The 23,020-nt window shown below is 58.9% G+C and carries 29 protein-coding genes and 2 tRNA genes; 4 read left to right on the top strand and 27 right to left on the bottom strand.

The genetic code is table 11. The annotated features are described in order from the left end of the window. Positions 1-8: 8 nt before the first annotated feature. The 24 genes from BP869_RS04725 to BP869_RS04610 all read right to left on the bottom strand — a co-directional run bounded on the left by BP869_RS04725 (position 9) and on the right by BP869_RS04610 (position 16,312). Entirely contained in the window at positions 9-1,346 is a 1,338-nt protein-coding gene (locus BP869_RS04725) for an RNase J family beta-CASP ribonuclease (RefSeq protein ID WP_342677343.1), read from the bottom strand. A gap of 20 nt (positions 1,347-1,366) precedes the next feature. After that, positions 1,367-2,410: a type 2 isopentenyl-diphosphate Delta-isomerase gene (fni, locus tag BP869_RS04720; RefSeq protein WP_342677408.1), complete on the bottom strand. Its 1,044-nt coding sequence runs from the start codon at positions 2,408-2,410 to the stop codon at positions 1,367-1,369. A 51-nt stretch (positions 2,411-2,461) separates the two neighbouring features. Then, positions 2,462-3,217, bottom strand: a complete 756-nt coding sequence (locus BP869_RS04715) for an isopentenyl phosphate kinase (RefSeq protein ID WP_342677342.1) — start codon at positions 3,215-3,217, stop codon at positions 2,462-2,464. Further along, a complete protein-coding gene (gene mvk, locus BP869_RS04710) occupies positions 3,210-4,079 on the bottom strand; it encodes a mevalonate kinase (RefSeq protein WP_342677340.1) in 870 nt (289 codons plus the stop codon). The genes BP869_RS04715 and mvk overlap by 8 nt, the downstream gene beginning before the upstream one ends. A 1-nt stretch (position 4,080) precedes the next feature. Further along, complete coding sequence (amrB, locus tag BP869_RS04705) at positions 4,081-4,869, bottom strand: AmmeMemoRadiSam system protein B (RefSeq protein ID WP_342677338.1); 789 nt, start codon at positions 4,867-4,869, stop codon at positions 4,081-4,083. Positions 4,870-4,881: 12 nt separating this feature from the next. Then, positions 4,882-5,493, bottom strand: coding sequence for a 30S ribosomal protein S2 (rpsB, locus tag BP869_RS04700; protein WP_300162393.1), 612 nt, complete (start codon positions 5,491-5,493; stop codon positions 4,882-4,884). A 2-nt stretch (positions 5,494-5,495) separates the two neighbouring features. After that, a complete protein-coding gene (eno, locus tag BP869_RS04695) occupies positions 5,496-6,683 on the bottom strand; it encodes a phosphopyruvate hydratase (protein ID WP_342677335.1) in 1,188 nt (395 codons plus the stop codon). Between the two features lie 4 nt (positions 6,684-6,687). After that, positions 6,688-6,858 carry a DNA-directed RNA polymerase subunit K gene (locus BP869_RS04690; RefSeq protein WP_067052597.1) on the bottom strand — a complete coding sequence of 57 codons (171 nt, stop codon included), beginning with the start codon at positions 6,856-6,858 and terminating at the stop codon, positions 6,688-6,690. Between the two features lie 29 nt (positions 6,859-6,887). After that, positions 6,888-6,962, bottom strand: a tRNA-Pro gene (locus tag BP869_RS04685). Continuing rightward, positions 6,963-7,151 carry a DNA-directed RNA polymerase subunit N gene (locus BP869_RS04680; RefSeq protein WP_067053326.1) on the bottom strand — a complete coding sequence of 63 codons (189 nt, stop codon included), beginning with the start codon at positions 7,149-7,151 and terminating at the stop codon, positions 6,963-6,965. A gap of 32 nt (positions 7,152-7,183) precedes the next feature. Continuing rightward, positions 7,184-7,585 carry a 30S ribosomal protein S9 gene (locus BP869_RS04675; RefSeq protein ID WP_342677331.1) on the bottom strand — a complete coding sequence of 134 codons (402 nt, stop codon included), beginning with the start codon at positions 7,583-7,585 and terminating at the stop codon, positions 7,184-7,186. A gap of 11 nt (positions 7,586-7,596) precedes the next feature. Further along, positions 7,597-8,025, bottom strand: coding sequence for a 50S ribosomal protein L13 (locus BP869_RS04670; RefSeq protein ID WP_342677329.1), 429 nt, complete (start codon positions 8,023-8,025; stop codon positions 7,597-7,599). Positions 8,026-8,030: 5 nt separating this feature from the next. Next, positions 8,031-8,399, bottom strand: a complete 369-nt coding sequence (locus BP869_RS04665; protein ID WP_342677327.1) for a 50S ribosomal protein L18e — start codon at positions 8,397-8,399, stop codon at positions 8,031-8,033. Continuing rightward, the gene (locus tag BP869_RS04660) at positions 8,400-9,224 is read right to left on the bottom strand and encodes a DNA-directed RNA polymerase subunit D (protein ID WP_342677325.1); all 825 of its coding nucleotides are present in this window, start codon (positions 9,222-9,224) and stop codon (positions 8,400-8,402) included. Continuing rightward, positions 9,224-9,619 (bottom strand): 30S ribosomal protein S11, encoded by a 396-nt coding sequence (locus tag BP869_RS04655; protein WP_342677323.1) that lies wholly within the window; start codon positions 9,617-9,619, stop codon positions 9,224-9,226. The genes BP869_RS04660 and BP869_RS04655 overlap by 1 nt, the downstream gene beginning before the upstream one ends. A gap of 2 nt (positions 9,620-9,621) precedes the next feature. After that, entirely contained in the window at positions 9,622-10,161 is a 540-nt protein-coding gene (locus BP869_RS04650) for a 30S ribosomal protein S4 (RefSeq protein WP_342677321.1), read from the bottom strand. A gap of 16 nt (positions 10,162-10,177) precedes the next feature. Continuing rightward, positions 10,178-10,630 carry a 30S ribosomal protein S13 gene (locus tag BP869_RS04645; RefSeq protein ID WP_342677319.1) on the bottom strand — a complete coding sequence of 151 codons (453 nt, stop codon included), beginning with the start codon at positions 10,628-10,630 and terminating at the stop codon, positions 10,178-10,180. 29 nt (positions 10,631-10,659) lie between these two features. Further along, positions 10,660-10,744, bottom strand: a tRNA-Ser gene (locus BP869_RS04640). 96 nt (positions 10,745-10,840) lie between these two features. Continuing rightward, positions 10,841-11,809, bottom strand: a complete 969-nt coding sequence (locus BP869_RS04635; protein ID WP_342677406.1) for a deoxyhypusine synthase — start codon at positions 11,807-11,809, stop codon at positions 10,841-10,843. Positions 11,810-12,416: 607 nt separating this feature from the next. Then, positions 12,417-13,205: a CBS domain-containing protein gene (locus BP869_RS04630; protein WP_342677317.1), complete on the bottom strand. Its 789-nt coding sequence runs from the start codon at positions 13,203-13,205 to the stop codon at positions 12,417-12,419. Next, entirely contained in the window at positions 13,202-14,041 is an 840-nt protein-coding gene (locus BP869_RS04625; protein ID WP_342677315.1) for a CBS domain-containing protein, read from the bottom strand. Before BP869_RS04625 ends, BP869_RS04630 begins: the two co-directional genes overlap by 4 nt. A gap of 6 nt (positions 14,042-14,047) precedes the next feature. Then, positions 14,048-14,989: a CBS domain-containing protein gene (locus tag BP869_RS04620; RefSeq protein WP_342677314.1), complete on the bottom strand. Its 942-nt coding sequence runs from the start codon at positions 14,987-14,989 to the stop codon at positions 14,048-14,050. 4 nt (positions 14,990-14,993) lie between these two features. Then, positions 14,994-15,752 (bottom strand): CBS domain-containing protein, encoded by a 759-nt coding sequence (locus BP869_RS04615; protein ID WP_342677312.1) that lies wholly within the window; start codon positions 15,750-15,752, stop codon positions 14,994-14,996. Further along, the gene (locus BP869_RS04610) at positions 15,749-16,312 is read right to left on the bottom strand and encodes a cyclic nucleotide-binding/CBS domain-containing protein (protein WP_342677310.1); all 564 of its coding nucleotides are present in this window, start codon (positions 16,310-16,312) and stop codon (positions 15,749-15,751) included. The genes BP869_RS04615 and BP869_RS04610 overlap by 4 nt, the downstream gene beginning before the upstream one ends. A 205-nt stretch (positions 16,313-16,517) precedes the next feature. Here BP869_RS04610 and BP869_RS04605 point away from each other — a divergent pair, with 205 nt between their 5' ends. The 4 genes from BP869_RS04605 to BP869_RS04590 all read left to right on the top strand — a co-directional run bounded on the left by BP869_RS04605 (position 16,518) and on the right by BP869_RS04590 (position 19,255). After that, positions 16,518-17,159: an Era-like GTP-binding protein gene (locus BP869_RS04605; RefSeq protein WP_342677308.1), complete on the top strand. Its 642-nt coding sequence runs from the start codon at positions 16,518-16,520 to the stop codon at positions 17,157-17,159. Between the two features lie 5 nt (positions 17,160-17,164). Next, positions 17,165-17,536 carry a DUF2073 domain-containing protein gene (locus BP869_RS04600; RefSeq protein ID WP_067053316.1) on the top strand — a complete coding sequence of 124 codons (372 nt, stop codon included), beginning with the start codon at positions 17,165-17,167 and terminating at the stop codon, positions 17,534-17,536. A gap of 6 nt (positions 17,537-17,542) precedes the next feature. Beyond that, on the top strand, positions 17,543-17,947 hold the full coding sequence (locus tag BP869_RS04595) for a Zn-ribbon domain-containing protein (protein WP_342677306.1): 405 nt from the start codon (positions 17,543-17,545) through the stop codon (positions 17,945-17,947). 183 nt (positions 17,948-18,130) lie between these two features. After that, positions 18,131-19,255, top strand: a complete 1,125-nt coding sequence (locus tag BP869_RS04590; RefSeq protein ID WP_342677304.1) for a KamA family radical SAM protein — start codon at positions 18,131-18,133, stop codon at positions 19,253-19,255. A 155-nt stretch (positions 19,256-19,410) separates the two neighbouring features. On the opposite strand, the gene BP869_RS04585 is transcribed toward BP869_RS04590, so the two are convergent. Genes BP869_RS04585 through BP869_RS04575 form a run of 3 tightly spaced genes read right to left on the bottom strand, consistent with a single transcriptional unit; the run spans position 19,411 to position 23,018 of the window. Then, on the bottom strand, positions 19,411-21,009 hold the full coding sequence (locus tag BP869_RS04585) for a PKD domain-containing protein (protein ID WP_342677302.1): 1,599 nt from the start codon (positions 21,007-21,009) through the stop codon (positions 19,411-19,413). 25 nt (positions 21,010-21,034) lie between these two features. Continuing rightward, entirely contained in the window at positions 21,035-22,102 is a 1,068-nt protein-coding gene (locus tag BP869_RS04580; RefSeq protein ID WP_342677300.1) for a type IV pilin N-terminal domain-containing protein, read from the bottom strand. 10 nt (positions 22,103-22,112) lie between these two features. Further along, the gene (locus BP869_RS04575) at positions 22,113-23,018 is read right to left on the bottom strand and encodes a hypothetical protein (protein WP_342677298.1); all 906 of its coding nucleotides are present in this window, start codon (positions 23,016-23,018) and stop codon (positions 22,113-22,115) included. Positions 23,019-23,020: the final 2 nt, after the last annotated feature.

The following is a 23,020-nucleotide window of genomic DNA, read 5'->3' as shown; positions in this document are numbered from 1 at the left end:
AACCTCGTTTATTTCAACAGGACCCTCTGCCCGTTTCTGAGCAGGTGGACGTCGTTGTTCAGGGTGTAACCGCACTCCTCGGCAAACCGCATGTACTCGCCGGTCATGTCGATGTTCCCGTGGGACGGGATGATGTGCTGGGGGTTCAGGAGATGGAGCAGTTCATAGTGGTCTTCACGGTACGCGTGGCCGCTCACGTGGATTTCATCGAAAATCCTGGCCCCTTTCATCTTCAGGAGGGTCTCGACGAGATGGCGCTGCCCGAAGTTCATGGGGTTCGGGATCACCTTGGCCGAGAAGAGGATCTTGTCGCCTTTCTCGACCTTGTACGGCGTGTCGCCATGGGCAATCCGCGTCAGGATGGCGCCGCTCTCGCCCTGGTGACCGGTGACGATCGGGAGGAACTTGTCCTTCCCGGTCTTCATCATATGTCGCAGGGTGCGGTCCACTGTCCGCCTGTTCCCGAAGACCGAGAGGCTCTGGGGGAATGCGACCAGTTTGAGCTGTTCGGCCGCCGTCGAATACCGTTCCATCGAGCGGCCGAGAAGGACGGGCTTTCTTCCGATCTCATGGGCGCACTCGGCGATTGTCTTGATACGTGAAATGTGTGAAGAGAAGGTCGAGACGATGATCGCGTTCTTGTCGTCCTCGTAACTGGTGATCGTGTCCCTGACAAGGTCGCGTGCGATCCGTTCGCTCGGACACCTGCCCTTCTTCTCAATGTTCGTGCTCTCGACGATGAGGGCGAGCACCCCTTCCTTCCCTATCTGGCGGAGGCGGGCGAAGTCGGGCGGTTCTCCGATCACAGGCGTCCGGTCGAGCTTGAAGTCGTTTGCATAGACGACGGCGCCGTCTTTCGTGTGGAGCACCGCCATCACCGTGTCGATGATCGAGTGCTGCATCTTGACGAACTCGAGGGTAAGGTTCGGGGAGATCCTGTACCTGCTGCCCGCCTTGAGCACCTGGATCTTGTTGGTGACCCCGAACTTCTGTTCGCCCTGGATCTGCTGTTTGATCAGTTCGACTGTGTACGGCGTTCCGATAATGGGCGCGTTGTACCGGTGCGCGAGTTTCGGGATCGCCCCGATATGGTCGAGGTGGCCGTGCGTGCAGACGATCGCCTTCACGCTCCCTTCCACCGTGTTCATCATGGTGTCGTCGGGGATGGCCTTCATCTCGATCAGATCGAGGGAGTGCATATTCTCGATCTCCGCGTCCTCGTGGATCATGATCTGGTCGAGCCTGATGCCCATATCGAAGATGACGATCTCTTTTCCGCACCGGACGGCGGTCATGTTCCGGCCGACTTCGTTATAGCCGCCCACTGCAACAATTTCTGTATCCATTTTTTGTCTCCGTATGAATCCTATTCTTCGAGCATCTGCCGGGTCGTACCGGTAATATAAGCCCGTGTTTTCCTGAGATCGGCAACGCTGCCGGCTCCGGTGAGGAACATGGCGGCCCGCAGTTCCTGCAGGATCATTGATACGACCGCCGTAAGCGCCTCTTCTCCGTCCATCGCGGGTTTCAGCAGGGGCAGGGCCATCCCGCCGAGGTCGGCCCCGAGTGCGAGAGCCTTCGCGATGTCTATTCCATTCCGCACGCCTCCGGTGGCGATCACCGGGCCGCTTCCCGCCACCTCGCAGAGGCTCACCGCTGTTGGGATGCCCCAGTCGAGGAACGTCTTTCCGAGGGCCCGTAGGTGTTCCTCTTCAGCCCTTTCGACCTCGACCGCCGCCCATGAGGTGCCGCCGAAACCGCCGAGGTCGATCGCCGCGGCGCCCGCGCCCCAGATCAGGCCGGCCGTCTCCTTCGAGATGCCTGCTCCGGTCTCCTTGACGATCACCGGCGTTTTGAAGTCCTCGCAGAGGTCGGCGATGGCGGCGAGGCAGCCGCGGGCATCGTGGTCGCCCTCGGGCTGGATCGCCTCCTGCAGGAAGTTCAGGTGAACGCAGAGGGCGTCGGCATCGATCATCTCCACCGCGCGCTCGGCCCACTCTGCCCCGTGCTCCCGCAACTGCACCGCGCCGAGGTTGGCGCAGATGAAGGCATGAGGCGCCTCATCCCGTACGACGGAGAAACTCTCTGCAAGATCCGGGTGTTCGAGGGCCGCGCGTTGCGACCCGACGCCCATTGCAAGGCCGAATCTCTCCGAAACCCGTGCGAGCCGCCTGTTGACCTCGGTCGTTGCAGGGTGGCCGCCTGTCATGGCAGCGATGAAGAGCGGCGCCGCAAGGCGTGCGCCGAGAAACCTGGTCTCCAGCCTGATCGCATCAAGGTCACATTCTGGAAGGGCGGCATGCACCAGTCTGACGTCTTCAAAGCCTGCGCTGCCGACCTCGACCTGCTTATCGCAGCAGATCCGCAGGTGGTCCAGCTTCCGTGAGGACGTCTGTGTACTCTCTTTGATATGAATTCCTCCTGTTCTCTGGTGTGCCTGTCCCTGTCCTTCTCTTTTCTTTCACTTTCTGACTATCGTGCCGCCGTGACCCTTCCCATCGAGGAATGCGGCCGTCCGGGAGACATGGAATATGTGTGATTCGATACCCTCGTCTGCGAGTGCGAGGAGTTCCGTGATCTTCCCTTTCATCCCGCCGGTCACGTCGGTGTTCCCTGAACACCCGATAGACAGACGTCCGACTGTGTCCCTTGTGATCACCGGGACCACCGCACCGTTGTCAAGGACGCCGGGCACGTCGGTCGCAAGACCGACGCGGGCCGCCCCGAGGGCTACGGCAAGGTACCGGATGATCTGATCGCCTGAAATGATGCAGGCACCACGACTCGCGTCCATCACCACGTCCCCATGGAGGACCGGGGTGATGCCGAGCCGCACCAGTTGTACAATAGGTAGGTGCTCACAGGATATGAGGTGTCGGTTGTTGGCACGGCATCCGGCCAGGGGGTGGATGCCAACGGCGTCCACGCCGTGCTCACGCAGTGCGGCCACGACCGCTCTGTTGAGGCCGGTGACCGCCTCGTGGGTGACAGCGATCCCTTCTTTGTTTGCGGGGCCGACTCCCTCCTGGAGACGGTATCGGGCGGCTTCGGGGTGGCCGCATGACCCGGCCCCGTGGACCAGAACAAGCCTGAGGCCGGGCCGCTGTGCGATCTCTCCGGCAAGAGCGGCAAGGCGGGCATGATCGACGGCGCCGGTTCCGGCCTTGTCGGTAATGATGCTCCCGCCGAATTTTAGCAGAATAACCTTTTCATCCATCTTTCTCTTTGCGTATGCCGGTCGTGTCGATGGTGGTGATGATCGACTTTGCGCCTGTGGCGTCCATCGCCCCTGCGACCCGGCTCTTTGCGTGCTTCGGGCAGAGCGCCACCATACACCCGCCTCCGCCGGCGCCGGTGATCTTCGCGCCGAAGGCCCCGGCCGCGCGGGCGGTCAGGACAAGTTTGGAGAGGGCGGGGTGGCCGACGCCGAGTGCCTCAAGGAGGGCGTTGTTGACGTCCATGCAGTGACCGAGCTGCTGCGGTTTGTTCATGCACTTGATCGCCTGGGTGGTCACCGCCCCGATTGAGTCCAGGATCGGGTTGACGATGGCGGGATGCTTCTGGTGCATCTGTGCCACGTGTTCCACCATCTTTGCGGTCGAATGGGGGACGAGGGTATTGCCGATGACGAGGTGGAGGCTCTGCGGCGGCAGGCGTCGTTTCGAACCCCGGGAGATGAGCACGATCCCACCGAAGGTCGTCACATAGGTATCGGTCGGGCTCGCTCTCCCGTTCTGGACTTTCTTCTCGATCGCAAAGGCGCGCTCTGCGATCTCGTCCTTTGTAAAGCCGAGGCCGAACTCGTCTGAGATGGCGGCGAGGGTGGCGGTGGTCACCGCTGCTGAGGACCCGAGCCCTGACGAACTCGGGAGTTGCGACCTGATATAGACGCTCCCCTGTACCCCGGTCGAACGGAAACACTCGTCTATATAGGGAGAACGGACAGGTGCGGGGTTTTTTACCCTCCTCACCGTCACCGCCACGCGCGGCTTGATTGCCATCGCCACGCCTGGCTTCCCATAGACAACAGCGTGCTCTCCAAAAAGAAATACCTTACCGGGGGCGCTCCAGGTCGCCACTCTACACCACCGCTATGGCAGCATATCCGACGACGAGGGGGTCGCCGGTCACCTCTCCGCTCGTGGTATAGGTGAGCAACCTCCCTTCGGTCGCGCCGAATGCCTTGCATGCAAGGACCATCGTCGCGATCGGGCCGTACCCGCATGCGCTGACGTCGAGAAACTCAATCTTCCGGTAGAACTCCGGGACATCGAGAGTCTTCAATGCCTCGATCGCCTGCAGATCCACATGATGTGCGAGGTCCTCCGGGATATAATGGGAGAAGTCGCTGGAGGCGACGATCCGCACCTCACGGCCGGTCTTCCTGACTGCGGCCACGATCGCCTTTGCAAGTTTCTCCGCACTCCTGAGGCTCTGGTCGCCCATCATGATCGGTGCGATCCTGGCCCGCGGGAAGTGGTACTTGATGAAAGGCACCTGAACCTCGATCGAGTGTTCGGTGGCATGTGCGTCGTCGTCGATCGGCACGCCGATCCTCTCTACGAGGTCGGCGTCGACGTCCACGATGCCAAGTGGGGTCTCCCATGGTATCGCCGAGGCGGAGGTCGTAAAACCGTGGTGGCTTGGCCCGATGATGATGAATGTCCCGTCAAAAGAGGGTGGTATGGCGGCATAAGCCCGGGCCGCCACGGCACCTGAATATGGATAACCTGCATGGGGTGCGACGATACCGAGGGCGGCAGGCATGTCGGTCACCGGTTCCGGGGTGACCATGCCGAGGAACTGCTCGAGATGAGCGGGGTCTCCCGGATAGAACATGCCTGCGACGGTGCATGCCCTCGTCTGCATCTCTCTTCCTCCTTACAGTTCGGTCTCGAAGTCCTCGAGGGTATAGGAGGTGGAAACACCGCGGAGATGGAGGATCTCTCTGGTGAGGAGGTAGTAGACGAGGGAGAGTGCTTTTCTGCCCTTGTTGTTTGTCGGGATGACCATGTCGAGGTTGCTGGTCATGTTGTTCGTGTCGCAGAGGCCGATGACTGGTATCCCGTTCTGGATCGCTTCCTTGATCGCCTGAGCGTCGCCCATCGGGTCGGTGACGACGACGACTTCGGGCTCCACGTAGCCGTGGAAGTTCGGGTTGGTCATGAGACCGGGGATGTACCGCCCGATAGCCGCGGTGCCTCCGATGGCGTCGGCGAACTTCTTTGCCGGGTACTGGGCGTACTGGCGGGAAGCGACGATGAGAACCTTCGGGGCGTCGTAACTGGCAAGGAACTTCGCCGCGGTCTTGATGCGCTCGTCGGTTGCTCTGATGTCAAGGATGTACAGTCCGTCCCCGCGCACGCGGTAGATGAACTTCATCATGTCCTGGCTCTTCTGCTGCGTGCCGATGTGGACTCCTGCGGCGAGGTACTCTTCCACCGGAACGAGGGGCTCGTTCAGCACAATTTCCATCTCAGTCTCTTCAACCATGTTTAGATCAGCTCCTCAATACGTATCAGTTCATTCAGTTTTGCGATTCTTTCTCCGCCCACGACCCCCGATTTCAGCAACCTGCATTCGAATGCGGTGGCAAGATGGGCGATAGTTTCGTCGGTCGTTTCTCCGGACCGGTGACTCATCACCGTGTCCATGCTGTGGGATTTTGCCAGATGGACGGCCTCGAAGGTGTCGGTCAGCGTCCCGATCTGGTTGGGCTTGATCAGCACGCAGTTCGAGGCATCTGTCTCGATCCCGCGCATGATCCGCTCGGCATTGGTGACATAGAGGTCGTCGCCGCAGATCAGGCACCGGTCTCCGACCTGTCTGTTGATTCTGGCAAAGCCCTCGAAGTCCTCCTCGACGAGGGGGTCTTCCACATAGGCGAGGTTGTAACGGTCTACCAGTTCGGTGATATAGGCGATCTGGTCTTCGGTCGTCCTCTTCATGTCACTGTACACATAGGTGTTTCCGTTCCACATCTCGCTGGATGCGACGTCGATACCCATGTCGATCGCGAAGTTCAGTTCGTCGGAGACAGCTCCGATAGCCTGGTTCAGGAATTCGAACGCCTCTGCGTCGGAGATCCTCGGTGCCCACGCGCCTTCGTCGCCCTTGCCACAGCCCTTGCCTGCCTTGACGAGCAACTCCTTCACCTTTTTATGGACGGCGGCGTTTGCAAAGACCGCCTCGTCCGCGCAGGAGGCGCCGGTCGGGATGACCAGGAACTCCTGGATGTCGGTGGCATTTGTGGCATGTGCCCCGCCGCCGATGACATTGCCGAGGGGCAGGGGTGTCTTCCGGGCGAAGGCCCCGCCAAGGTACCGGAAGAGCGGGATGCCGATCGAGTTCGCCGCAGCCTTCGCGCATGCAAGGGAGAGTGCGACGGCCACGTTTGCGCCGATGTTCGAAAAGTCCACTGTTCCATCGGCTTCGTGAAGGGTCCTGTCAAAACCTGCCTGATCCGCGGCGTCGAGCCCGACGAGTGTGGGGATGAGGTGTTCGCGTGCGGCGGGAACCGCCTCGCGCGGTGATCTGACCTTTGCTTCCCACGTCCCGGTGGATGCGCCGCTCGGTGCGGCTGCCCGGCCGAAGCCGCAACAGGTATAGATCTCTGCCTCGACGGTCGGGTTCCCTCTGCTGTCCAGAATAGTCCTCAGTACGATCTGTTCAATATCGGTCATCAGATCACGCCTTTTTCTTTACCGTAATGGGGATCCGATCGTCCTCGAATTCTTCAAGTGCGATGTTGAGGGGATCAACATTGCTCGTCTGGATCAGGACCGGGGCACCCATCGAGATCTGGAGCGCGCGGGCTCCTACGATCCGTGCTTTCTCATAGCGAGTATATTGGTCCATGATGCATCCTCAAAACACATAATAGATAATGGGGTCGCTGAGATTCGAACTCAGGTCAGAGCGTCCCGAACGCCCTAGGATAGTCCAGGCTACCCCACGACCCCTCACTGGTACGGGTTGATGTCGTCCACAATCTCCTTGTGTGTGAGCAGCATCCGTCTGCAGCAGTAGCGTTCTAAACCGAGATCGTCGAGGATCTTTTTGGGATCCTCGCCTGCATCCCGCCGCTTTTTGAACTCCACCCAGGTAGAGGAGATCACTTTGCCGCATGTAAAGCATCTGACCGGGATCATATCTCGATTTTCCTCTATGGTGTTTGTCTGGCTCACCGATAAGACTTTTGGAACTTTGCGCGTGCGCCACGGCCGTGCGGCTTCTTGGCTTCCTTCTGCCTCGAGTCATTGACGAGGAGAGTGCGGTCATAGGTGATGAAGGTGTCCTTGACCTTGGGATCGTTGGTCCATTCGAGGATGCCGCGAGCAAGCGCGGTCCTGACAGCCTCGGCCTGACCCATCATCCCGCCCCCGCTCACTTCGATAGAGACGTCAACGCCATCGATGGTGTTCGGGATGAGGTGGAGCGGCTCGGAGATCTTCATGCGCACCAGTTCGGTCGCGTAGATCTCGAGGGGTACGGAGTTGATCCGTATCCGCCCGTTTCCTTCCTTGAGGGTTGCCCGTGCGATTGCGGTCTTTCTCTTACCGCTTGTATTTACGACCTTTGCCATCTTACTCACCTTCAGTACTTGGCCCCGAGCGTGGTGCTGATCTCACCGAGGGTGACATATCTCGGGTTGTTCAACCGCTCGATCCCTGCCTGTTCGATGGTCTCAAATTCGGCTTCTCTGCCCTGGAACTCGACCGGGACGCCGACATAGGCCATGACGTTCCTGAATGCCTCGGCTCCCCGCTGGCGCTTGTACGGGAGCATGCCGCGAACCGTCCGCCTCATGATGTGGTCCGGTCTTCTCGGGAAGAACGGGCCGCCTTCGCGCGAGCCGCGCTGACGCTTGTGGTGGTAGTTGCCGAGCACCATGGCACGGTGGCCGGAAACGATTACCTTCTCAACGTTCACGAGGGCGAACTTCTCACCCTGAAGTGAGCGCCGTGCGACGTTGCTTGCAAGCCGCCCAAGGAGCAGTCCTTCTGCATTGATGATCGTCACCATGATTCTCACCTCAGTATCCTCACGCCTGTACCCTTCGGGTTCTGTGCGACCAGTTCTTCAATGGTCATGCACGAGCCGTCAAGGCCGGTGATCTTGCCGATCGCGGACTCGGAGAAGCTAAGTGCCGCAACCGAGACCTTCTGGTTCAGCACGCCGCTTCCGAGCACCTTGCCGGGGACCAGGATCGTTTCGCCGTCCTGGGCGTACCGGTTGATCTTTCCGATGTTGACCTCAGCATAGTTGTTGCTGGGTGCTTCCAGATTTTGTGCGATGACCCGCCAGACCTTCGCGTCGTTTTCTCGTGCCGTCTCTTTGAGCAGCGCAACGAGATACGAAAGACGGGGGTTCGTCTTCTGGTATGTTCCCTTTGCCATCTAATTCACTCCGGCTATCTCGACCAACGTCTCTGAGAGATCCGTTGATTGCTTTCTGATGTATTCAAGTCCTTTTTCGATGATTGTCAGAACAGGCAACGAACCATCGCTTTCCACGACAAAGATGAACTTTGAAATGTCGGACCTGATGGTGATCGCAGGCTCGGTGCCGATACCGGTGGTCAGGCACGCTTTCTCGCAGAGTTTACAGAGGGAGCATGCCTCAAGTTTTCCATCGACCACGTGTGCCTGTCTGTCCTTGATCTCAAGCACGCCGCGAGGGCACTCGTCGATGCACATGCCGCACCCGTCACAGTTCTCACCGATGGTGACAACCGGGTAGTTCTTGTACCCGCAGGCGGTGGTCGGTTCCCACTTGGCATGTACTCTCCCTGTGTTCAGGGTGGCGCGCGCTTCGAGCACGATCTTCTGGCCCTCGAAGAGCTTGACGATCGGGACGTTGTCGAGGACTGGTCGGGTTTCGGGGTCGTCCGGGATGAGGTCGCTGGAATATACCATCCCCGGGCCTTCGACACTCATGGTGAAGGTCACCGAGCAGAGCGGGCACCCGGCACCCTCGCACGAGCAGTCCTCTTGCTTGACAAATCTTGAAAGATCGGTCTTTATTGGGATTAGTCCGAGCCTGTGTGCCAGAATCTCATCGAAGAGCACGCTAGAGTTATCATAGATCTTTACGTCTTCGATGGCGAGCGTGGGTACCTCGCCGATCATGGTGCGGCGCAGTGCATTCGCGAACGCTGGGGTGGCGCCGCTGAGGACGAACCTGGCGGCGTCATCATCAATTCTGGCAAATTCGATCTGCATCAGACTCTCCTTCCGCGTCTCCCGCCTTTCTGGCGAATTGAGTCGTGCGGGACCGGGGTGACGTCCTCGATCTTACCGATGCGGATGCCGGCACGGGCAAGGGCGCGGATGGCCGCCTGGGCACCGGGGCCGGGGCTGCGCTGCTTCCCCTGACCGGGTGCGCGGACCTTTACGTGAAGGCCGATGAGGCCCTTTTCCCTGACGGAGTTGGCGATGTTCATTGCCATCTGCATCGCAGCATAGGGCGAACTTTCATTGCGGTCCTGCTTGACAACCATGCCGCCGCTGCTCTTGGTGATCGTCTCGGCCCCGGAGAGGTCGGTGACGGTGATGATGGTGTTGTTGAACGAGGCAAAGATGTGTGCAATGCCCCACTTTTCCTTATCGGCTGCCATGTTTACCTCCCGGTGATCCTGCTGCGTTCAGCGTGCGACTCGGCGGCGAGTGGTGAGTGGGCGTAGTATCCGATGGACGCCTCTTCGCTCCTCGGGACGAGGTAGCCGGGGATGGTGACCCGGTGGCCGCTCACGATGATGTGGCCGTGGGTGATGAGCTGTCTGGCCTGCTTTGGTGAGCGGGCGAGGCCCTTTCTGTACACGAGGGTCTGGAGACGGCGTTCGAGTGCCTGCTCGCTTTTCAGCGCGAGGATGTCCTCGATGTCGCTTTCGCCTGACAGAAGGCCGTAGCGTTCGAGGTGGTTGAGGAGCTGCGCCTTCTTGGTCTCGGCCTGCTTCAGGTCGGTACCGGCGGAACGAAGGGCAAGAATCTCACGGGTGGCCTTGCGGTACTTCCGGAGGGCGCTCTCGGCCTTCCAGAGTTCACGCTTGTTCCGGAGACCAAATTCAATGACGATCTTTGCCTCCTCTTCAAGGCGCGTCTTCTCGAAGCGGCGCTTTGGTGTGGAGTACTGCTTGTGGTTCTTTCCTGGATATCCCATGATCGTGCCTCCTCACTCAGTCCTTCTTTCTCTTTACGCCGACGGTCGTGCCGGTTCTGCCGGTGGACTTGGTGCGCTGGCCCCTGACCTTCTGGCCGGTCTCGTGGCGGATGCCGCTGTAACTGCGGATCTTGCGCATCGTGTTGATGTCTTCCTCAAGCGTCAGGTCGACCTCGCTTGCAAGGAGGTGCCGGGGCTTGCCCGAAAGAACGTCGATGGGCCGGTTCAGCATCCACGAGGGGACGCTTTCCGAGAATTCGTCGACTGCTGTACGGAGCCTCTCAACGTCCTCGTCCGACATCTTGCCGAGAAGGGCGTGCGAGTCGACCTGTGCCTTGTTGACAATATAGGTCGCGGCATGCCTCCCGACTCCCTTGATGCCGGTGAGTGCGATGAGGGCCATTTTTGTGCCGTCGAGATCAGTGTCTCTGATCCTGACGAAGTACTTTATTTCTTCTTCCTGATCCATCCAATCGCCTCAATTAGATGTGGTCAAAGCGCTGAGGGAGGGATTTGAACCCTCGAGTCCCAGGGGGACACAGGTTTAGCAAACCTGCGCCATACCAGGCTTGGCTACCTCAACTTGTCAATGTCGCATCCGTGGATACTCGCAACGCATGGCGCTGCTCCATGAATGATGTTCAGTTATATTAGGTTGAGAGAGTAATAAGGGTTGTGGTCAGTCCCCCCGGGCGTATGGCCGCACAAGGCCGCTGCCGATAAGGGCGGAAACGGCGATCGGGATTGCAATGGTGGCGTCGCAGAAACACTGGACTCTCTTTGTCTCGACTGACTCTTTTCCCCAGGAGATTGCCTCCTCGAAGGTGCACCCGGAGAGTCCGCCCCAGTGCGGGGCGTCGGTGGTGTACTGGACGGCGTAGGCGTGGCCGCCGAGGTCGCGGTCGTGCATGGAGGCGATCACCTGCGTCTGCTGGATGAAATTTTTCGGGACGCCGCCGCCGATATAGACGACCCCGGTCTTTTTTGACATCTCGACGATCCGGGTGAGTTCGTCGGCGTCGGCGATCTGGTCGATGGCGATATCCACCCCCTCTCGCCTGGCGACGGTGAGGGCGATGCCGAGGGAGGAGTCGCCGAGGGCCGGGACGAAGACCGGCACCCCCATCTGTGTGCAGGTGGCGAGGATCGAGCGCCCGGCCGGGGCGACTTCTGTTATGTGATGGCCGAGACGGTTGAGGAAGTCGGCGGAGGAGGCATGGTAGGGGGCGAGTTCCGCGGCAAACTTCGCGACGCGCCGGTCGACGCTCCGAAACTCATCTTCATAGGCGAAGACGTCGTAGATACGGTCGATCCCCTGCCTGTACAGGGACTCGTCATCGACATGGTGGTGGCCGAGATAGTGGTTGATGCCGAGGTGTTCGGCGATGTCATGGAAGATGTTGGCCCCTGTCGAGACGATGGCGTCGACGTACCTGTGCCTGACCAGTTCGATGAGGCATTCCTGCATGCCGGCAGGCACCATGGCGCCTGAGAGGCCGAGAAGGATGGTACAGTCTGGGTCCTGGATCATCTCTGACCAGATTTTGACTGACTCGCCGAGTTTTCTTCCCTGAAAACCGGATTCGCTCATTGCGGCAACAAGTGATGGTACATCTGTCGTTGGACAGACGGAACGGCGTGGGTTCATGTCCATGGCTGTTCTCCTGAGTTATAATCGGAATTCTATCAGATTAATCCATTGGTTTGGGTTAGATGGAGGAAAGAGAGGTGTATTCATGATCTGGAGATGGAGGGATCAGGGTGTGGGGGATGGCAGGAATATTCTCGACTCCCTTCGGTCGTCCCCTGCATTAAGGTAGATCATCATGATCTTCATCTCTCCTTCCCGACCCAATCTTGGGCTGGTGCATCTCTGTTCCGCTCCCCTTTGACGTCCCTCACAGTCCACCCCTGCGCGCTGTGTCCGGCCCTCTCTATAAGATTCTCCTGTGGAGGGTCGTGGTTGGCGACCGGTTGCCGTCGGCATCCCTGAGACGATCTTTTGCGTGCCGCATGTCCGGTTCGAACCCTGCTTCCTGGATTTGATTTTCGGCGATTGCCCCCGGTCTCGATTGCGGGGAAGGCAGTGATCCCCTCCCCCGTTCTCCGCCGGGGGACAGCTCGAAGACCTTCGAGAAAGCCTCTGGTATCTCTGCGAGGAAGGCAAGGAGTCCGCGCATCTCTCCACGCAGTCGAGAGAGACATCACTCTCGATATGGGGATTTCAACAGAGCCAAAAAAAGTGGAAATGAGATTCAGAGTGCCTGGATCAGGGATGTGCGGGTCACGATGCCTGCAATGTGGCCATTCCCATCGGTGATGGGCAGGGAACTGATCTTTTTGGTGAGCATCGTGTCGATCACCTCGCCGACCGGCATGCTGGCGTTCACTGAGATGAGGGGTGCGGACATGATATCACGGACAAGCAGGTTCCGGATCCGGTGGTCCTGATACTTCCCCTCCACGACCTCCCTGAAGGCGACCATCGCGCGGGCGACGTCGGTCTCGGTGACGATCCCGATCGGCGCTCCATTCTCGTCGGTGACGAGGAATCTGGCAATATCCTCGTCCATCATCCGGCGGCGGAGGTGGACGACCCGCTCCTCGACATTGATGGTGGAGGCCGGCTCCAGGATCTCCTTCACCTGTTTCGAGGGCTGCACCACCTTCAGCAGGTCTCCGTAACTGACCTGGCCGATGAGTTTGTGGTCTTCGTCGAAGACCACGACGATCTTTGCGTGCTGCAGGAGGGTGGGCAGGATCTCGATCCCTTGGTCGGGGTATGCCGCGGTAAACTCTCCCTCCACGGTGTTTGCGACATGGATCTTTGTCGGGGGGATGGTGGCATTCCTCTTCTTGCCGATCGTCTCGGCGATTGCCTGCCGGGAGATAGTGCCGACGACGGTCCCGTTGTCGGTAACGATCAGGGGGTCGATGTTCTCGTCAAGCATCTTGTCAAGGGCGTCAGTGATGGGCGCTGATTTCGCGATTGTTACCGGCTTTGCCATAATGTCCTTGATGTGGATGTACAGCTCTTCGCTCATTTTGCCACTTCCTGTAATATATTGTCCCTTTTCACGATCCCGAGGACCTCTGATCCTCGAACAATGACCACGCTGTTGATGCGGCGGTCGATCATCATCTGCACCGCGTCCGCGGCGCTTGTCTCAGGGGGTGCGGTCAGAACGGGGTGTGTCATCACGTCCTCGGCGACCGCAGAGGCCTCCTGGACATACCTGTATGCCTTTCTTCCACCAGATGCTTCTTTTCTCAGCATCGTTATATCTCTTTCCGGGATGCCGCCTGACTCGTTCCGGTAAATGAAGAACGCAAGGTTCGTTTCGGTAATGATCCCGGCAAGAGTCCCGTCATTGTTCACGGCGATGAGTTTTTCGTCCCTCTCGGAGAGGAGGTCGATGATATGGTCGAGGGAGTGGTACCGGCTCACCGTCACCGGGTTCTCCATAAGGTCGGAGAGCGGTGTCGTGAGCGAGCGTGCCGCTGCCGACCTGAGGATGTCCGACTTGGTGACGATGCCGATCACCTCCCCGTCGTTTACGACCGGGATGCCGCTGATGGACCGGTCGAGCATGAGGGCGGCGATCTCTCGCATGGGTGTGTCCGGGCCGACGGCTACGGGCTCTGTCGTCATCAGGACAGATACAGGGATGCGGTCAATCGGCCGTCTCCGCCAGATCGGTTCGGTCTGCCTGAGGCGGTAGACGATGTCCTTTTTCGTGAAGATCCCGGCGAGTTTCCCGCCGTCCATCACCAGCACGCGGGAGATCTTGTGTTTGATCATCTGGTTTCTCGCATAGGCGACGGTATCCTCGGGCGAAACTACCCTGACCGGGGACGACATCACATCCTCTGCCTTCATCTCCTTTCACTCCTCATAAAATGCTTTCACAAGGTCGAACTCGGTTATCAGGCCGATCAATTTCCCTTCCTCGATGACAGGGAGGGCGCCGACCCCCTTCTGCAGCATCTTCAGCGCTGCATCATTGATGTTCGTGTTCGGGGTCGTGGTATACAACTCCGCCCCGGTGAGGGTGCGCACAGGCAGACCCATCACCTCGGCCACGTCGCCGGTCGAGAGGCGGGTAAAGATCTCCCCTGACCCGAGGTACTTCATGATGTCGGACGCCGAGATGATCCCGAAGAGCACGTCGTCCGAGACCAGGGGCAGGCGCCTGAAACCGTGGGTGATCATCTCTCTCGTGACCGACCCGATGGGAGTGTCAGGGCCGGTCACCCTGAGGCCCGTGCTCATGACTTCCTCTACGGTCACGTCCGTGTCCTCGGTGGCGAGGGCCTTCATCACGTCTCTCTCGGTGACGATCCCGGCGAGGGCCTCCTCCTCGTCCACGATCGGGAGGCCGCCGATCTTCTTCGTGACGATGATCTCGGCGGCCCCGGCGATCGTGGCGGTATGCGGCATTGTCGTCACCCGCTGTGTCATGACCTCCCGCACACTCTCATTGATCGCCGAGAGGAGGTTGCCGCCGTGCTTGACCCGTACAAGGTTGAAGCGGTCGCCGCCGCCGAGGAAGTCGATGATGTCCCGTGCGGTCATGATGCCGCGAAGACGGTGCGTGCCTGCATCGGTGATTGGAAGACGGCGGAAACCATAGGCCGTCATCGTCTCCACAGCACCGATGATGGTCATCGTCTGGGGGACCGAGATGACGCCGCGGGTTGCAATCCCCATCACCTCGCCCTCGCTCCCGGCGATCCGCGACTTGAACTCGATCGGGCCGCGGTCGAGTTTGCCGGGCATTTTCAGCAGTCTGTCGCCCTGTTTCATCGTCTGATTATTCTTATGCATAGCATCATTCCCTTGCAGAGAGACCATTCAGCACGCCATGCCGGTCGATCATGCCCACAAGAACATCACCGTCGAGGACCGGCATCTGGGAGAGATCATGTTCCACCATCCGTTCTGCCGCCGACCTGAGACTCTCGTCAGGCCCGATGGCAATCACGGGTGTGACCATCACGCTTTCGACCGGCACCTTTCCGCCGCTCTCCAGCGTCTTTCTCACCCTGCCGCTATTTAAGATATCTCTCCTTGAGATGATGCCGATGAGGTGCCGGCTCTTCATTACCGGGAAGGCGGCGATCCCTTCTTCGATCATCTTTGCATAGACCCTGCTGACCGGGTCGTCGGCCTCGCAGACTCCGGGGCTCCGGTGCATGTGATCGGCGACGGTGCCGCGGAGTTCTTCCCGTGTACAGAGGATCGGGAAGATCTCCGAGAGCAAGACCGCCCCGAGGACCTGCCCATCGTTGTTCGTGATCACGGCCGAGTCGGATTTTTTCTCCCTGATTGCCCGTGCAACGACAATCAGCGAATCATCGGGTTTCACCACCGCACCGTCCCGGACAAAACCCTCGATCTGGACGTCCGACTTGGTGGTGGTGACTTTCAGGGCATCGGTGATATTGATATACCCGACATAACGCCCCTTCGTATCGGTGATCGCGATCTCGCGGAATGTGTCGTCCCGCAGGATCTGGCGTGCCCTGGTCATCGGATCCGCCGTGGTAAGCACCGGGATCCTGACTCTCACGTCGTCTGCCACCTTCATCTCAAGCGCTCCTCCTCCCTACAATCATTGCACAGCATCATCGCGTCCATGGTGACCAGGCTGTCGCTCATCTTGCCACAACGGTCGCAAACGCCCATGGAATAATTTTCCTCCCGGTTGATGACGATCAGGTCTGACATAATCTCGTTGAGCTCGTTGGCGACGGATAGGAGGTCCCTGACCGTGACGATGCCGGTGACTTTGCCGTTCTCGACGACCGGGAGTCGTCTGACCCGGTGCCGTATCATCATCTGTGCAGCTTCCCCCACGGTTCTCTCAGAATCGATGGTGATGAGCGGCGTGCTCATGATCTCCCTGACATAGATGGAACTTGGCTTGAGGTCCCTGGCGACGACTTTGCAGTTCATGTCCTGTTCGGTGACGATCCCGATAGGGACGTTCCCTGAAAGAACGATGCAACTTCCCACCTCGCTCCGGCACATGCGAGCTGCGGCCTTTGCGACCGTGGCCTCGGCCTCAATGGTGGTGGGGCTGCCTCTCATTACTTCCTTCAGCGGAACCCGTGTTTCGACGTATATGGTGTCTCGTGCGTTAGCCATGAGTTCACCCCGTAGGGTCGCTGTTTTCTGGATGATTCCAGATACCACTACCTAGGAGATTCCCCTATAAAAGAATACTGGCGAGTATTTTCAAATTCGAACATATATTCGCCCGGGTGATATTCACCCAATATAGGGGGATATTTATACCGGGGTGGATAATCATCTAATGAGCAACTGAAAAGTCTTGAATAGGGGATGAAGCATGAATTTTCTTATTCGCGCAAAGCTGACGGTATCTAATTTATTCCATGCCTTCTTCCGCAAAAAGAAGTCGAAGATTGGAATTTACGGCCCTCCCAATGCTGGCAAGACCACCCTTGCCAACAGGATTGTACGCGACTGGACTGGTGATGCGATCGGTCCGGTGAGCGAGATCCCCCACGAGACCCGGCGGGCCCGGCGGAAGGAGAACATCACGATCTCCGGTTCGAACGGCAATTCGATCATGATCGACATCGTCGATACCCCTGGCGTCACCACGAAGATCGACTACAACGAGTTCCTCGAGTACGGTCTTGAGAAGGACGAAGCGGTCATACGGGCAAGAGAGGCGACGGAAGGTGTTGCCGAAGCGATGCACTGGCTTCGGGACGACATCGACGGTGTCATCTACATGCTGGACTCGACGCAGGATCCCTTTATGCAGGTGAACATCATGATGATCGGGATCATCGAGAGCCGGAAACTCCCGGTTGTCATTGTCGCCAACAAGATCGACCTCCCCGACGCCGCGCCCCAGCGGATCAGGAGTGCCTTCCCACAGCACCCGGTCGTTCCGATCTCCGGCATGGAAGGAGACAATATCGAGATGCTCTATGAAAAGATGGCTGAGACGTTCAGGTGATCAGGATGATTCAGGGAGTTCAGATCGATTTCCTCTCGGCTGAAAGGATGGATCGGCTGACCATGATGGAGAAGGTCCGGCTGATCCTTGACGACGTACGGGACGGAAACATCGTCGTCCTGGAGAAGGGGCTTGCTCCGGACGAGCAGAGTAAACTCATCGAGGTGACGATGATGGAGATCAGGCCCGATGGATTCTCCGGGATCGAACTTGAAACCTATCCGGTGAAGGGGGGAGGAGAGGGTTTCGGCGGTTTCTTCTCCAAACTTGTCGGCAAGAAGTCTGAGTCCAGGCTCACGGTGATCGGGCCGGCGAACCAGCTCAAGACGATCAAGAAGGATGAGAACCTGATCCGCGCCTGGGTTTCGTCACGGTGAGGTGGAATGCCCCATAAGTGTACCAAATGCGGAAGGGAGTTTGAAGACGGCTCAACCGAGATCCTGAGGGGCTGCCCGAGTTGCGGCGGGAAGAAGTTCCTCTATATTGGAGAATCGAAGAGGCACGACGACGTGCTTGAGGGGAAGACGATCGAAGAGCTCGCCTCGGAGACCGATACAGAGGAGATTGAGGTTCCCGAGACACCTTCCCCGCCCCGCAAGACAGAGGAGGTCCGGGACCGTATAGACAGGTATGATCAGGTCGAGGCGATCCGTGTCCTCGAGCCCGGTACCTATGAACTGAATATCGAGAAACTGGCCCGGGATGAGGAGATGGTCGTTGGATTCGGCAAGGAAGGGAAGTACTTTGTCGACATCTTCTCTATGGGCAAACGCAAAAAGAAGCAATAAAAATATTATTTCTTACGGTTTTCCCGGGATCTATACTTTTTTATATGGTGGGGCCATAGGATCAGTGCTCACTCAGTACGCGGCAGAGATGTCCTTGTGCCGATATTTTTTGACGCCGCGTGATGCCCGGTTCTGCATTGAACTCCTTTCTGGATCTGACCGGGACTGATAGAGGTGAACATCATGAAACCACAATACCTGACACGAGTTGACCAGATCGACGCGCTGAGCACGGATGAGAAGGCCGCCCTCAGGAAGGTGGAAGAAAAGTTCGCTTTCCGCTCGAACGATTATTATCTCTCTTTGATTGATTGGGACGATCCTCTGGATCCGATCCGCAGGATTGCGGTTCCAAGCCCGCTGGAATGTGAGGAAACGGGGGTGCTCGACCCTTCGCAGGAGAAGAACTACACGGTTGCTCCGGGTCTTCAGCACAAGTACAGGGAGACGTCTCTTCTCCTGGTGTCCGATGTGTGCGGGACTTTCTGCCGTTTCTGCTTCAGAAAACGGTTGTTTATGGACCGGGGTGCGGAGGTGACGAGGGACGTGACCGAGGAGGTCGCCTATATCCGGGACCACCCCGAGATCACGAACGTGCTTCTGACAGGCGGCGATCCCCTGATCATGGCGACGTCGAAACTCGAACCGATCGTCAGATCGGTGCGGGCGATCGACCATGTCGGGATCATCAGGATCGGGTCGAAGATGCCTGCCTTCAACCCGTATCGTATCATCGACGACCCGTCCCTGCTGGAGATGATCGGGAAGTACTCGACCGACGAGAAGCGGATCTATATCATGGCCCAGTTCAACCACCCGCGGGAACTGACGCCGCAGGCGGTGGAGGCGCTCGCCCTCCTCCAGAAGGCCGGGGCGATCGTCGTGAACCAGACGCCTCTCCTGCGTGGGGTGAACGACGACCCGGATGTCCTTGCAGAACTGTTCAGAAAACTCTCGTTCATCGGGGTGCCACCGTACTATGTCTTCCAGTGCCGCCCGACTCTCGGGAACGGGATGTTCCAGGTGCCGGTGGAGGAGGGGTACCAGATCTTCGAGGCTGCCAAAGGGCGGGTCTCGGGGCTCGCGAAGAGGGCACGGTTTGTGATGTCTCATGCGACCGGGAAGATCGAGATCGCGGGTCTGACAGAGGGGTGTGCCTTCTTCAAGTACCACCAGGCAGCAGACCCGGCAAATATCGGGAAGTTTATGGCGTTCCGCCGGAACCCGTCGGCCCTCTGGTTCGAGGACTATACAGAGCCGGTGACAGACATGCCGGTGCCGGCAGAGTTTATGGAAGTCTCGGGGTAAAAATGGTGCCGGACAGTCGGCTTAGCGCCTCCTGACCTCATTCCCCCTTTCCTGTACGGGGGTTTTTTCTTGGTGTCGATGATGATGGGTGCGGAGTCGTGTGCGCATCGTCCATTCTGTTGCATATGCGGTTGCGGCAGGTGACTTCTATTTGATTAGAATGGATAATCGTCCGGATTGCTGATGTATTCCTCGATATTCTTGAAGGTGACTGCCGTTCCGCCGCTCGTGACGAAGAAGCCGTCGCGAGCGATGACGACCCCCTCTATGAATGCACCCTCGAAGGTTACCTCCCCCCTGGGTGCGAAGAAGATGCCGGTAACGCCGCTTCCTCCCTTTCCTGTTATGGTGATGTCGCCGTCGTATGCAACGATGACGACGTCAGTCGCTGTTTTGCTCCAGAACGTGGACGAGTACCTCTCGGCATAGACCTTCATGGTGCTCGTCAGGGCTCCGCCTGAGACGTACCCTCTTGCCGCGTACCAGTCGGCGGATTTTGCGGACGACATCTTCTGGTCAGGCATCCTGACTTCAGATACGGTTGTCTGGTGGATGCATTTCGATAGTATGTCTGCATTCATAGACGCCGGATGCGTGAACGTGCCGGTATAGTAAATACGGGCGTCGTCATCGATCACCGGCGTCCAGTCGAGTGTCAGGTCCCCGTCGACGTACACGTTGTCGTGGATCCTGGCGTCCTTGAGGAAGAAATCTCCGGCAACGTACACGTCGCCGTAGATGTCTCTGCTGCCGCTTTTCAATGTCAGGTCTCCGTTGATGGAGATATTTCCCGGTTTTATTGCCGATCCGAGGCCGGCACTCCCTCCGTCCAGGGCCACGTCGCCGTCGATGTAGATGTCGGAGACGGCGATGGAAGATCCGCCGTTGAGATCCCCGGTATCCAGCCCTCCCGTGACAACGACTGTTGCTCCCGTGCCGGTGACGGTGTTTCCGCCGAAGCTGAGGGCGTTGCCGTAGACGAAGACATTTTTGTCGATGACGTAATCGATGAAGGAGGTGCCGACAGTGATGTATGCAGTCTTTGTCTCGGTGTCAGAACTCCCGGTCTTCGATGAAGTGAGAGAGACGGTGTAGGTGCCTGCCTCCGTGTAGGTGTGGGTCGGGTGCTGCTCGTTCGACGTTGCCCCGTCACCGAAGTTCCAGGACCATGCGGTCGGCGACCCTGTGGAGAGGTCGGTGAAGCCGATGGTCAGGGGTGCCGTTCCCAGCGTCATATTGGCGGTGAAGCCGGCGCCTATGGGCACCGGGGTCGGTCCGGTCGTCGGCACTGTCATCGTAGCGGTCGGTGTCGTCGTGATGGTGGGCGTTCCGCTCGGCGCCGTGCCGTTTTCGAAGAGGAGCCAGGAGCCTCCTCTCTGGTCGACGCCGTCGGCGACGATCCTGATCTCTGCCGCCGAAGACACGCCTGAAAGGACGAGGGCCTGCCCGGCCTCCCAGGACGTCCATCCGCCAGGACCGTACTCTGTTCCCGACGCATCGATGAGGCTGAAGTCTCCGGTCCTGTCCACGCCATCGACCTGGATCGCAAAATGGTCTTTATCGAGGGGGTCGCCGCCGTCGTGGTAAAGGTAGACGTTCCCCTCTTCCTCCTCGACATGGGCGAGCATCGCGGGTGCGTCGTCGCCGGGCGGGTTCGAGAGGAGCATGACCCCGACGATCGCCGCTGTTGTCACGAAGATGGCGATGAGGGCCATGACGGCGATGAGTTCGCTGGCGGCGGTGTCTTTGTGCATTGTATCCTCCTCCTCATGCTCACGGCTAAGAGCAGGTGTAGTCCTCCGCCCCGCCATCATAAAACACGGATTTGTCGGTATGGCTGATGCCGATGAGGTCGAGGTTCATCGCACCAAATGAGTCGGGTATGAGGTGCGTGAGGACGATCTCTCTCCTGTCCTTCCAGCCGTCGATGACGATCTCGTCGTCGACTACGAAGTATGTCCATTTGTTCTTCGAATCGACCGAGAGGACAAGGGTGGAGATCGGGCTGTCGTACTGGCTGACCATGATGGAGTCGATCGCACCCTCTCCGAGCACCTCGTCGTTGACCGTGACCCTGACGTCGGGGAACTCAAAGGAACTGATCGATGACGCACCGATAAAGATGCGACCTTTCTGATCGTTCAGGAGCGTGATTTTGACGCGGTCGCCAGGGGAGAGTGTTAGATATGTTTCGCCGATCTGGATGGAGGACCACAGGCCGGTGACTCTGAACGCAAAGGAACCGCCGCCCATGATCACCCCCTCCTTCGGGTGCTCTGTGATCAGGGTGATGTCGTGGCCTTCTGCGGGGTGCGGCGTCGTCGGTATTGTGGTCGGTATGGTTGTTGGGATTGCTGTCGGTATCGTCGTCAGTGTCGCGGTTGGTACCACGCCCGACCCCCCTGCATCCACCGGTCCCCCTGCATCCACGACCTCTCTCCGATAGGAGGGTTCTGCAATGACGATCTCGCCGCCCCCGGAGTCAATGACCAAAATGACGGCCATCTCTGGAGTAATGGGGCCGGTATACGCAATGGTTTCGCCGATCGACCAGACTTCGTCGCTCCCGGCGGGGGTGAACGCGGCTGTCCGGTCCTCAAGCCCGGTGCCGGTATCGACATAGATCCGGTACTTATCCCTGCTCAGGGGGTCGCCGCCTTCGTGGAAGAGGACAAATGAACCGTTGCTGGAGTTTCCCGCGACGATGCTCGCGTATGGCACCTCTGCGGCATGGGGGAGGGAGAAGAGTGTCGCCGCGACGACCGCCACGGCGAGCACCGCGAGAGAGATCAGAAGAACGCTCCCGATCACCTCAGATACGCCGTCTTCAGTCTGCCCGTCTCTCATCTTCATCACCTCATTCGATCAGGGACGCCGCATTAAAGATCGTCACCGCATAGTCTGCTGTCGGGACGCGGAGAGCGACGTCTGGTGTTTCGTCGGATTCCGGGCCGATGACATGGATAGACACTGTGCCTCCGGCGCCGGTGCCGACCGTGTACCACGCTGCAGGAACCCCGCCGTTCCTGGCAGCTTCACGGAAGACGTGCTTGAGGGCCTGTGCCTTTCCGCTATCTCCGGTTTCGATAGCGATCGTTACATCCTCATAGACTCCGTCGAGGCCGTACGACGGCATGTCCCGCAGCCTCGATTCGATCCGCACAGGCCCCGACCCGGCAAGGAGAGTCGAACCGGTGATGTTCACCGGGGCGAATGTCACGGATGCCGAGGTATTCTTGATGTTGTAGACCGAGAGAGGAGGGGCCACCCGGACGGTCGTTCCCCCGTCCTGCGTCAGAAACACTGCCCCCATCTGGTAGGTCCAGGTCTGGTCGACCCAGTAGTTGTTCCCTGAGACATACTGTACCAGGCCGAGGGGGATCCTCACGCCGTCGGGGTTGTCGCTGGTGGCGATCGTGACAGCTCCCGCGTCAGACCTGACCTCGACCGCACCTGACGACCTCACCGGACTGAGGAGGGGAAGGGCAAGTCCTCCTCCTTCCGTCGCCGCCGCGCCGGTCCCGAGGTCGAAGGCCGTCGAGAGGGTGACACCCGTCTGTTTATTTATCCAGAGGGAGTCGAGCGCGATTTTGTAGTCGGTGAACCTGTCCTTCACCATGTTCATATGCGCGATCTCGTTCTCCCGCCCCTCTGCCGGCACCGCATAGAGCAGATAGACAGAGAGGGCGAGGACAAGGACGCCGAGAAGAAGCACAAAGCCGACGACCTCGGAGAGAGCGTCCTCGTCCTGGGGGGAATGCATGG

Origin of the sequence: Methanofollis sp. UBA420, from assembly GCF_002498315.1 — an archaeon.
Taxonomy (GTDB): domain Archaea; phylum Halobacteriota; class Methanomicrobia; order Methanomicrobiales; family Methanofollaceae; genus Methanofollis.
Note: the sequence above shows the minus strand (reverse complement) of the source record. Positions and strands in the feature narration are given on the sequence as shown.

Excerpts from the sequence above, each read along its gene's own strand:
- BP869_RS04675 (WP_342677331.1), bottom strand. The coding sequence starts at position 7,585 with ATGGCAAAGGTCGTAAATACAAGCGGTAAGAGAAAGACCGCAATCGCA.
- BP869_RS04715 (WP_342677342.1), bottom strand. The coding sequence starts at position 3,217 with ATGGATGAAAAGGTTATTCTGCTAAAATTCGGCGGGAGCATCATTACC.
- BP869_RS04590 (WP_342677304.1), top strand. The coding sequence starts at position 18,131 with ATGAAACCACAATACCTGACACGAGTTGACCAGATCGACGCGCTGAGC.
- BP869_RS04595 (WP_342677306.1), top strand. The coding sequence starts at position 17,543 with ATGCCCCATAAGTGTACCAAATGCGGAAGGGAGTTTGAAGACGGCTCA.
- rpsB (WP_300162393.1), bottom strand. The coding sequence starts at position 5,493 with ATGGTTGAAGAGACTGAGATGGAAATTGTGCTGAACGAGCCCCTCGTT.
- BP869_RS04585 (WP_342677302.1), bottom strand. The coding sequence starts at position 21,009 with ATGCACAAAGACACCGCCGCCAGCGAACTCATCGCCGTCATGGCCCTC.
- BP869_RS04610 (WP_342677310.1), bottom strand. The coding sequence starts at position 16,312 with ATGGCTAACGCACGAGACACCATATACGTCGAAACACGGGTTCCGCTG.
- BP869_RS04625 (WP_342677315.1), bottom strand. The coding sequence starts at position 14,041 with ATGAAGGCAGAGGATGTGATGTCGTCCCCGGTCAGGGTAGTTTCGCCC.
- BP869_RS04665 (WP_342677327.1), bottom strand. The coding sequence starts at position 8,399 with ATGGCAAAGGGAACATACCAGAAGACGAACCCCCGTCTTTCGTATCTC.
- BP869_RS04655 (WP_342677323.1), bottom strand. The coding sequence starts at position 9,619 with ATGGCAGCCGATAAGGAAAAGTGGGGCATTGCACACATCTTTGCCTCG.
- BP869_RS04600 (WP_067053316.1), top strand. The coding sequence starts at position 17,165 with ATGATTCAGGGAGTTCAGATCGATTTCCTCTCGGCTGAAAGGATGGAT.
- BP869_RS04645 (WP_342677319.1), bottom strand. The coding sequence starts at position 10,630 with ATGGATCAGGAAGAAGAAATAAAGTACTTCGTCAGGATCAGAGACACT.
- BP869_RS04690 (WP_067052597.1), bottom strand. The coding sequence starts at position 6,858 with ATGGACCAATATACTCGCTATGAGAAAGCACGGATCGTAGGAGCCCGC.
- BP869_RS04620 (WP_342677314.1), bottom strand. The coding sequence starts at position 14,989 with ATGCATAAGAATAATCAGACGATGAAACAGGGCGACAGACTGCTGAAA.
- BP869_RS04630 (WP_342677317.1), bottom strand. The coding sequence starts at position 13,205 with ATGAGCGAAGAGCTGTACATCCACATCAAGGACATTATGGCAAAGCCG.
- BP869_RS04635 (WP_342677406.1), bottom strand. The coding sequence starts at position 11,809 with ATGAACCCACGCCGTTCCGTCTGTCCAACGACAGATGTACCATCACTT.
- BP869_RS04580 (WP_342677300.1), bottom strand. The coding sequence starts at position 22,102 with ATGAGAGACGGGCAGACTGAAGACGGCGTATCTGAGGTGATCGGGAGC.
- BP869_RS04680 (WP_067053326.1), bottom strand. The coding sequence starts at position 7,151 with ATGATCCCGGTCAGATGCTTTACATGCGGCAAAGTGATCTCCTCTACC.
- BP869_RS04575 (WP_342677298.1), bottom strand. The coding sequence starts at position 23,018 with ATGCATTCCCCCCAGGACGAGGACGCTCTCTCCGAGGTCGTCGGCTTT.
- BP869_RS04660 (WP_342677325.1), bottom strand. The coding sequence starts at position 9,224 with ATGCAGATCGAATTTGCCAGAATTGATGATGACGCCGCCAGGTTCGTC.
- BP869_RS04615 (WP_342677312.1), bottom strand. The coding sequence starts at position 15,752 with ATGAAGGTGGCAGACGACGTGAGAGTCAGGATCCCGGTGCTTACCACG.
- BP869_RS04605 (WP_342677308.1), top strand. The coding sequence starts at position 16,518 with ATGAATTTTCTTATTCGCGCAAAGCTGACGGTATCTAATTTATTCCAT.
- amrB (WP_342677338.1), bottom strand. The coding sequence starts at position 4,869 with ATGCAGACGAGGGCATGCACCGTCGCAGGCATGTTCTATCCGGGAGAC.
- BP869_RS04650 (WP_342677321.1), bottom strand. The coding sequence starts at position 10,161 with ATGGGATATCCAGGAAAGAACCACAAGCAGTACTCCACACCAAAGCGC.
- eno (WP_342677335.1), bottom strand. The coding sequence starts at position 6,683 with ATGACCGATATTGAACAGATCGTACTGAGGACTATTCTGGACAGCAGA.
- BP869_RS04725 (WP_342677343.1), bottom strand. The coding sequence starts at position 1,346 with ATGGATACAGAAATTGTTGCAGTGGGCGGCTATAACGAAGTCGGCCGG.
- BP869_RS04670 (WP_342677329.1), bottom strand. The coding sequence starts at position 8,025 with ATGGTGACGATCATCAATGCAGAAGGACTGCTCCTTGGGCGGCTTGCA.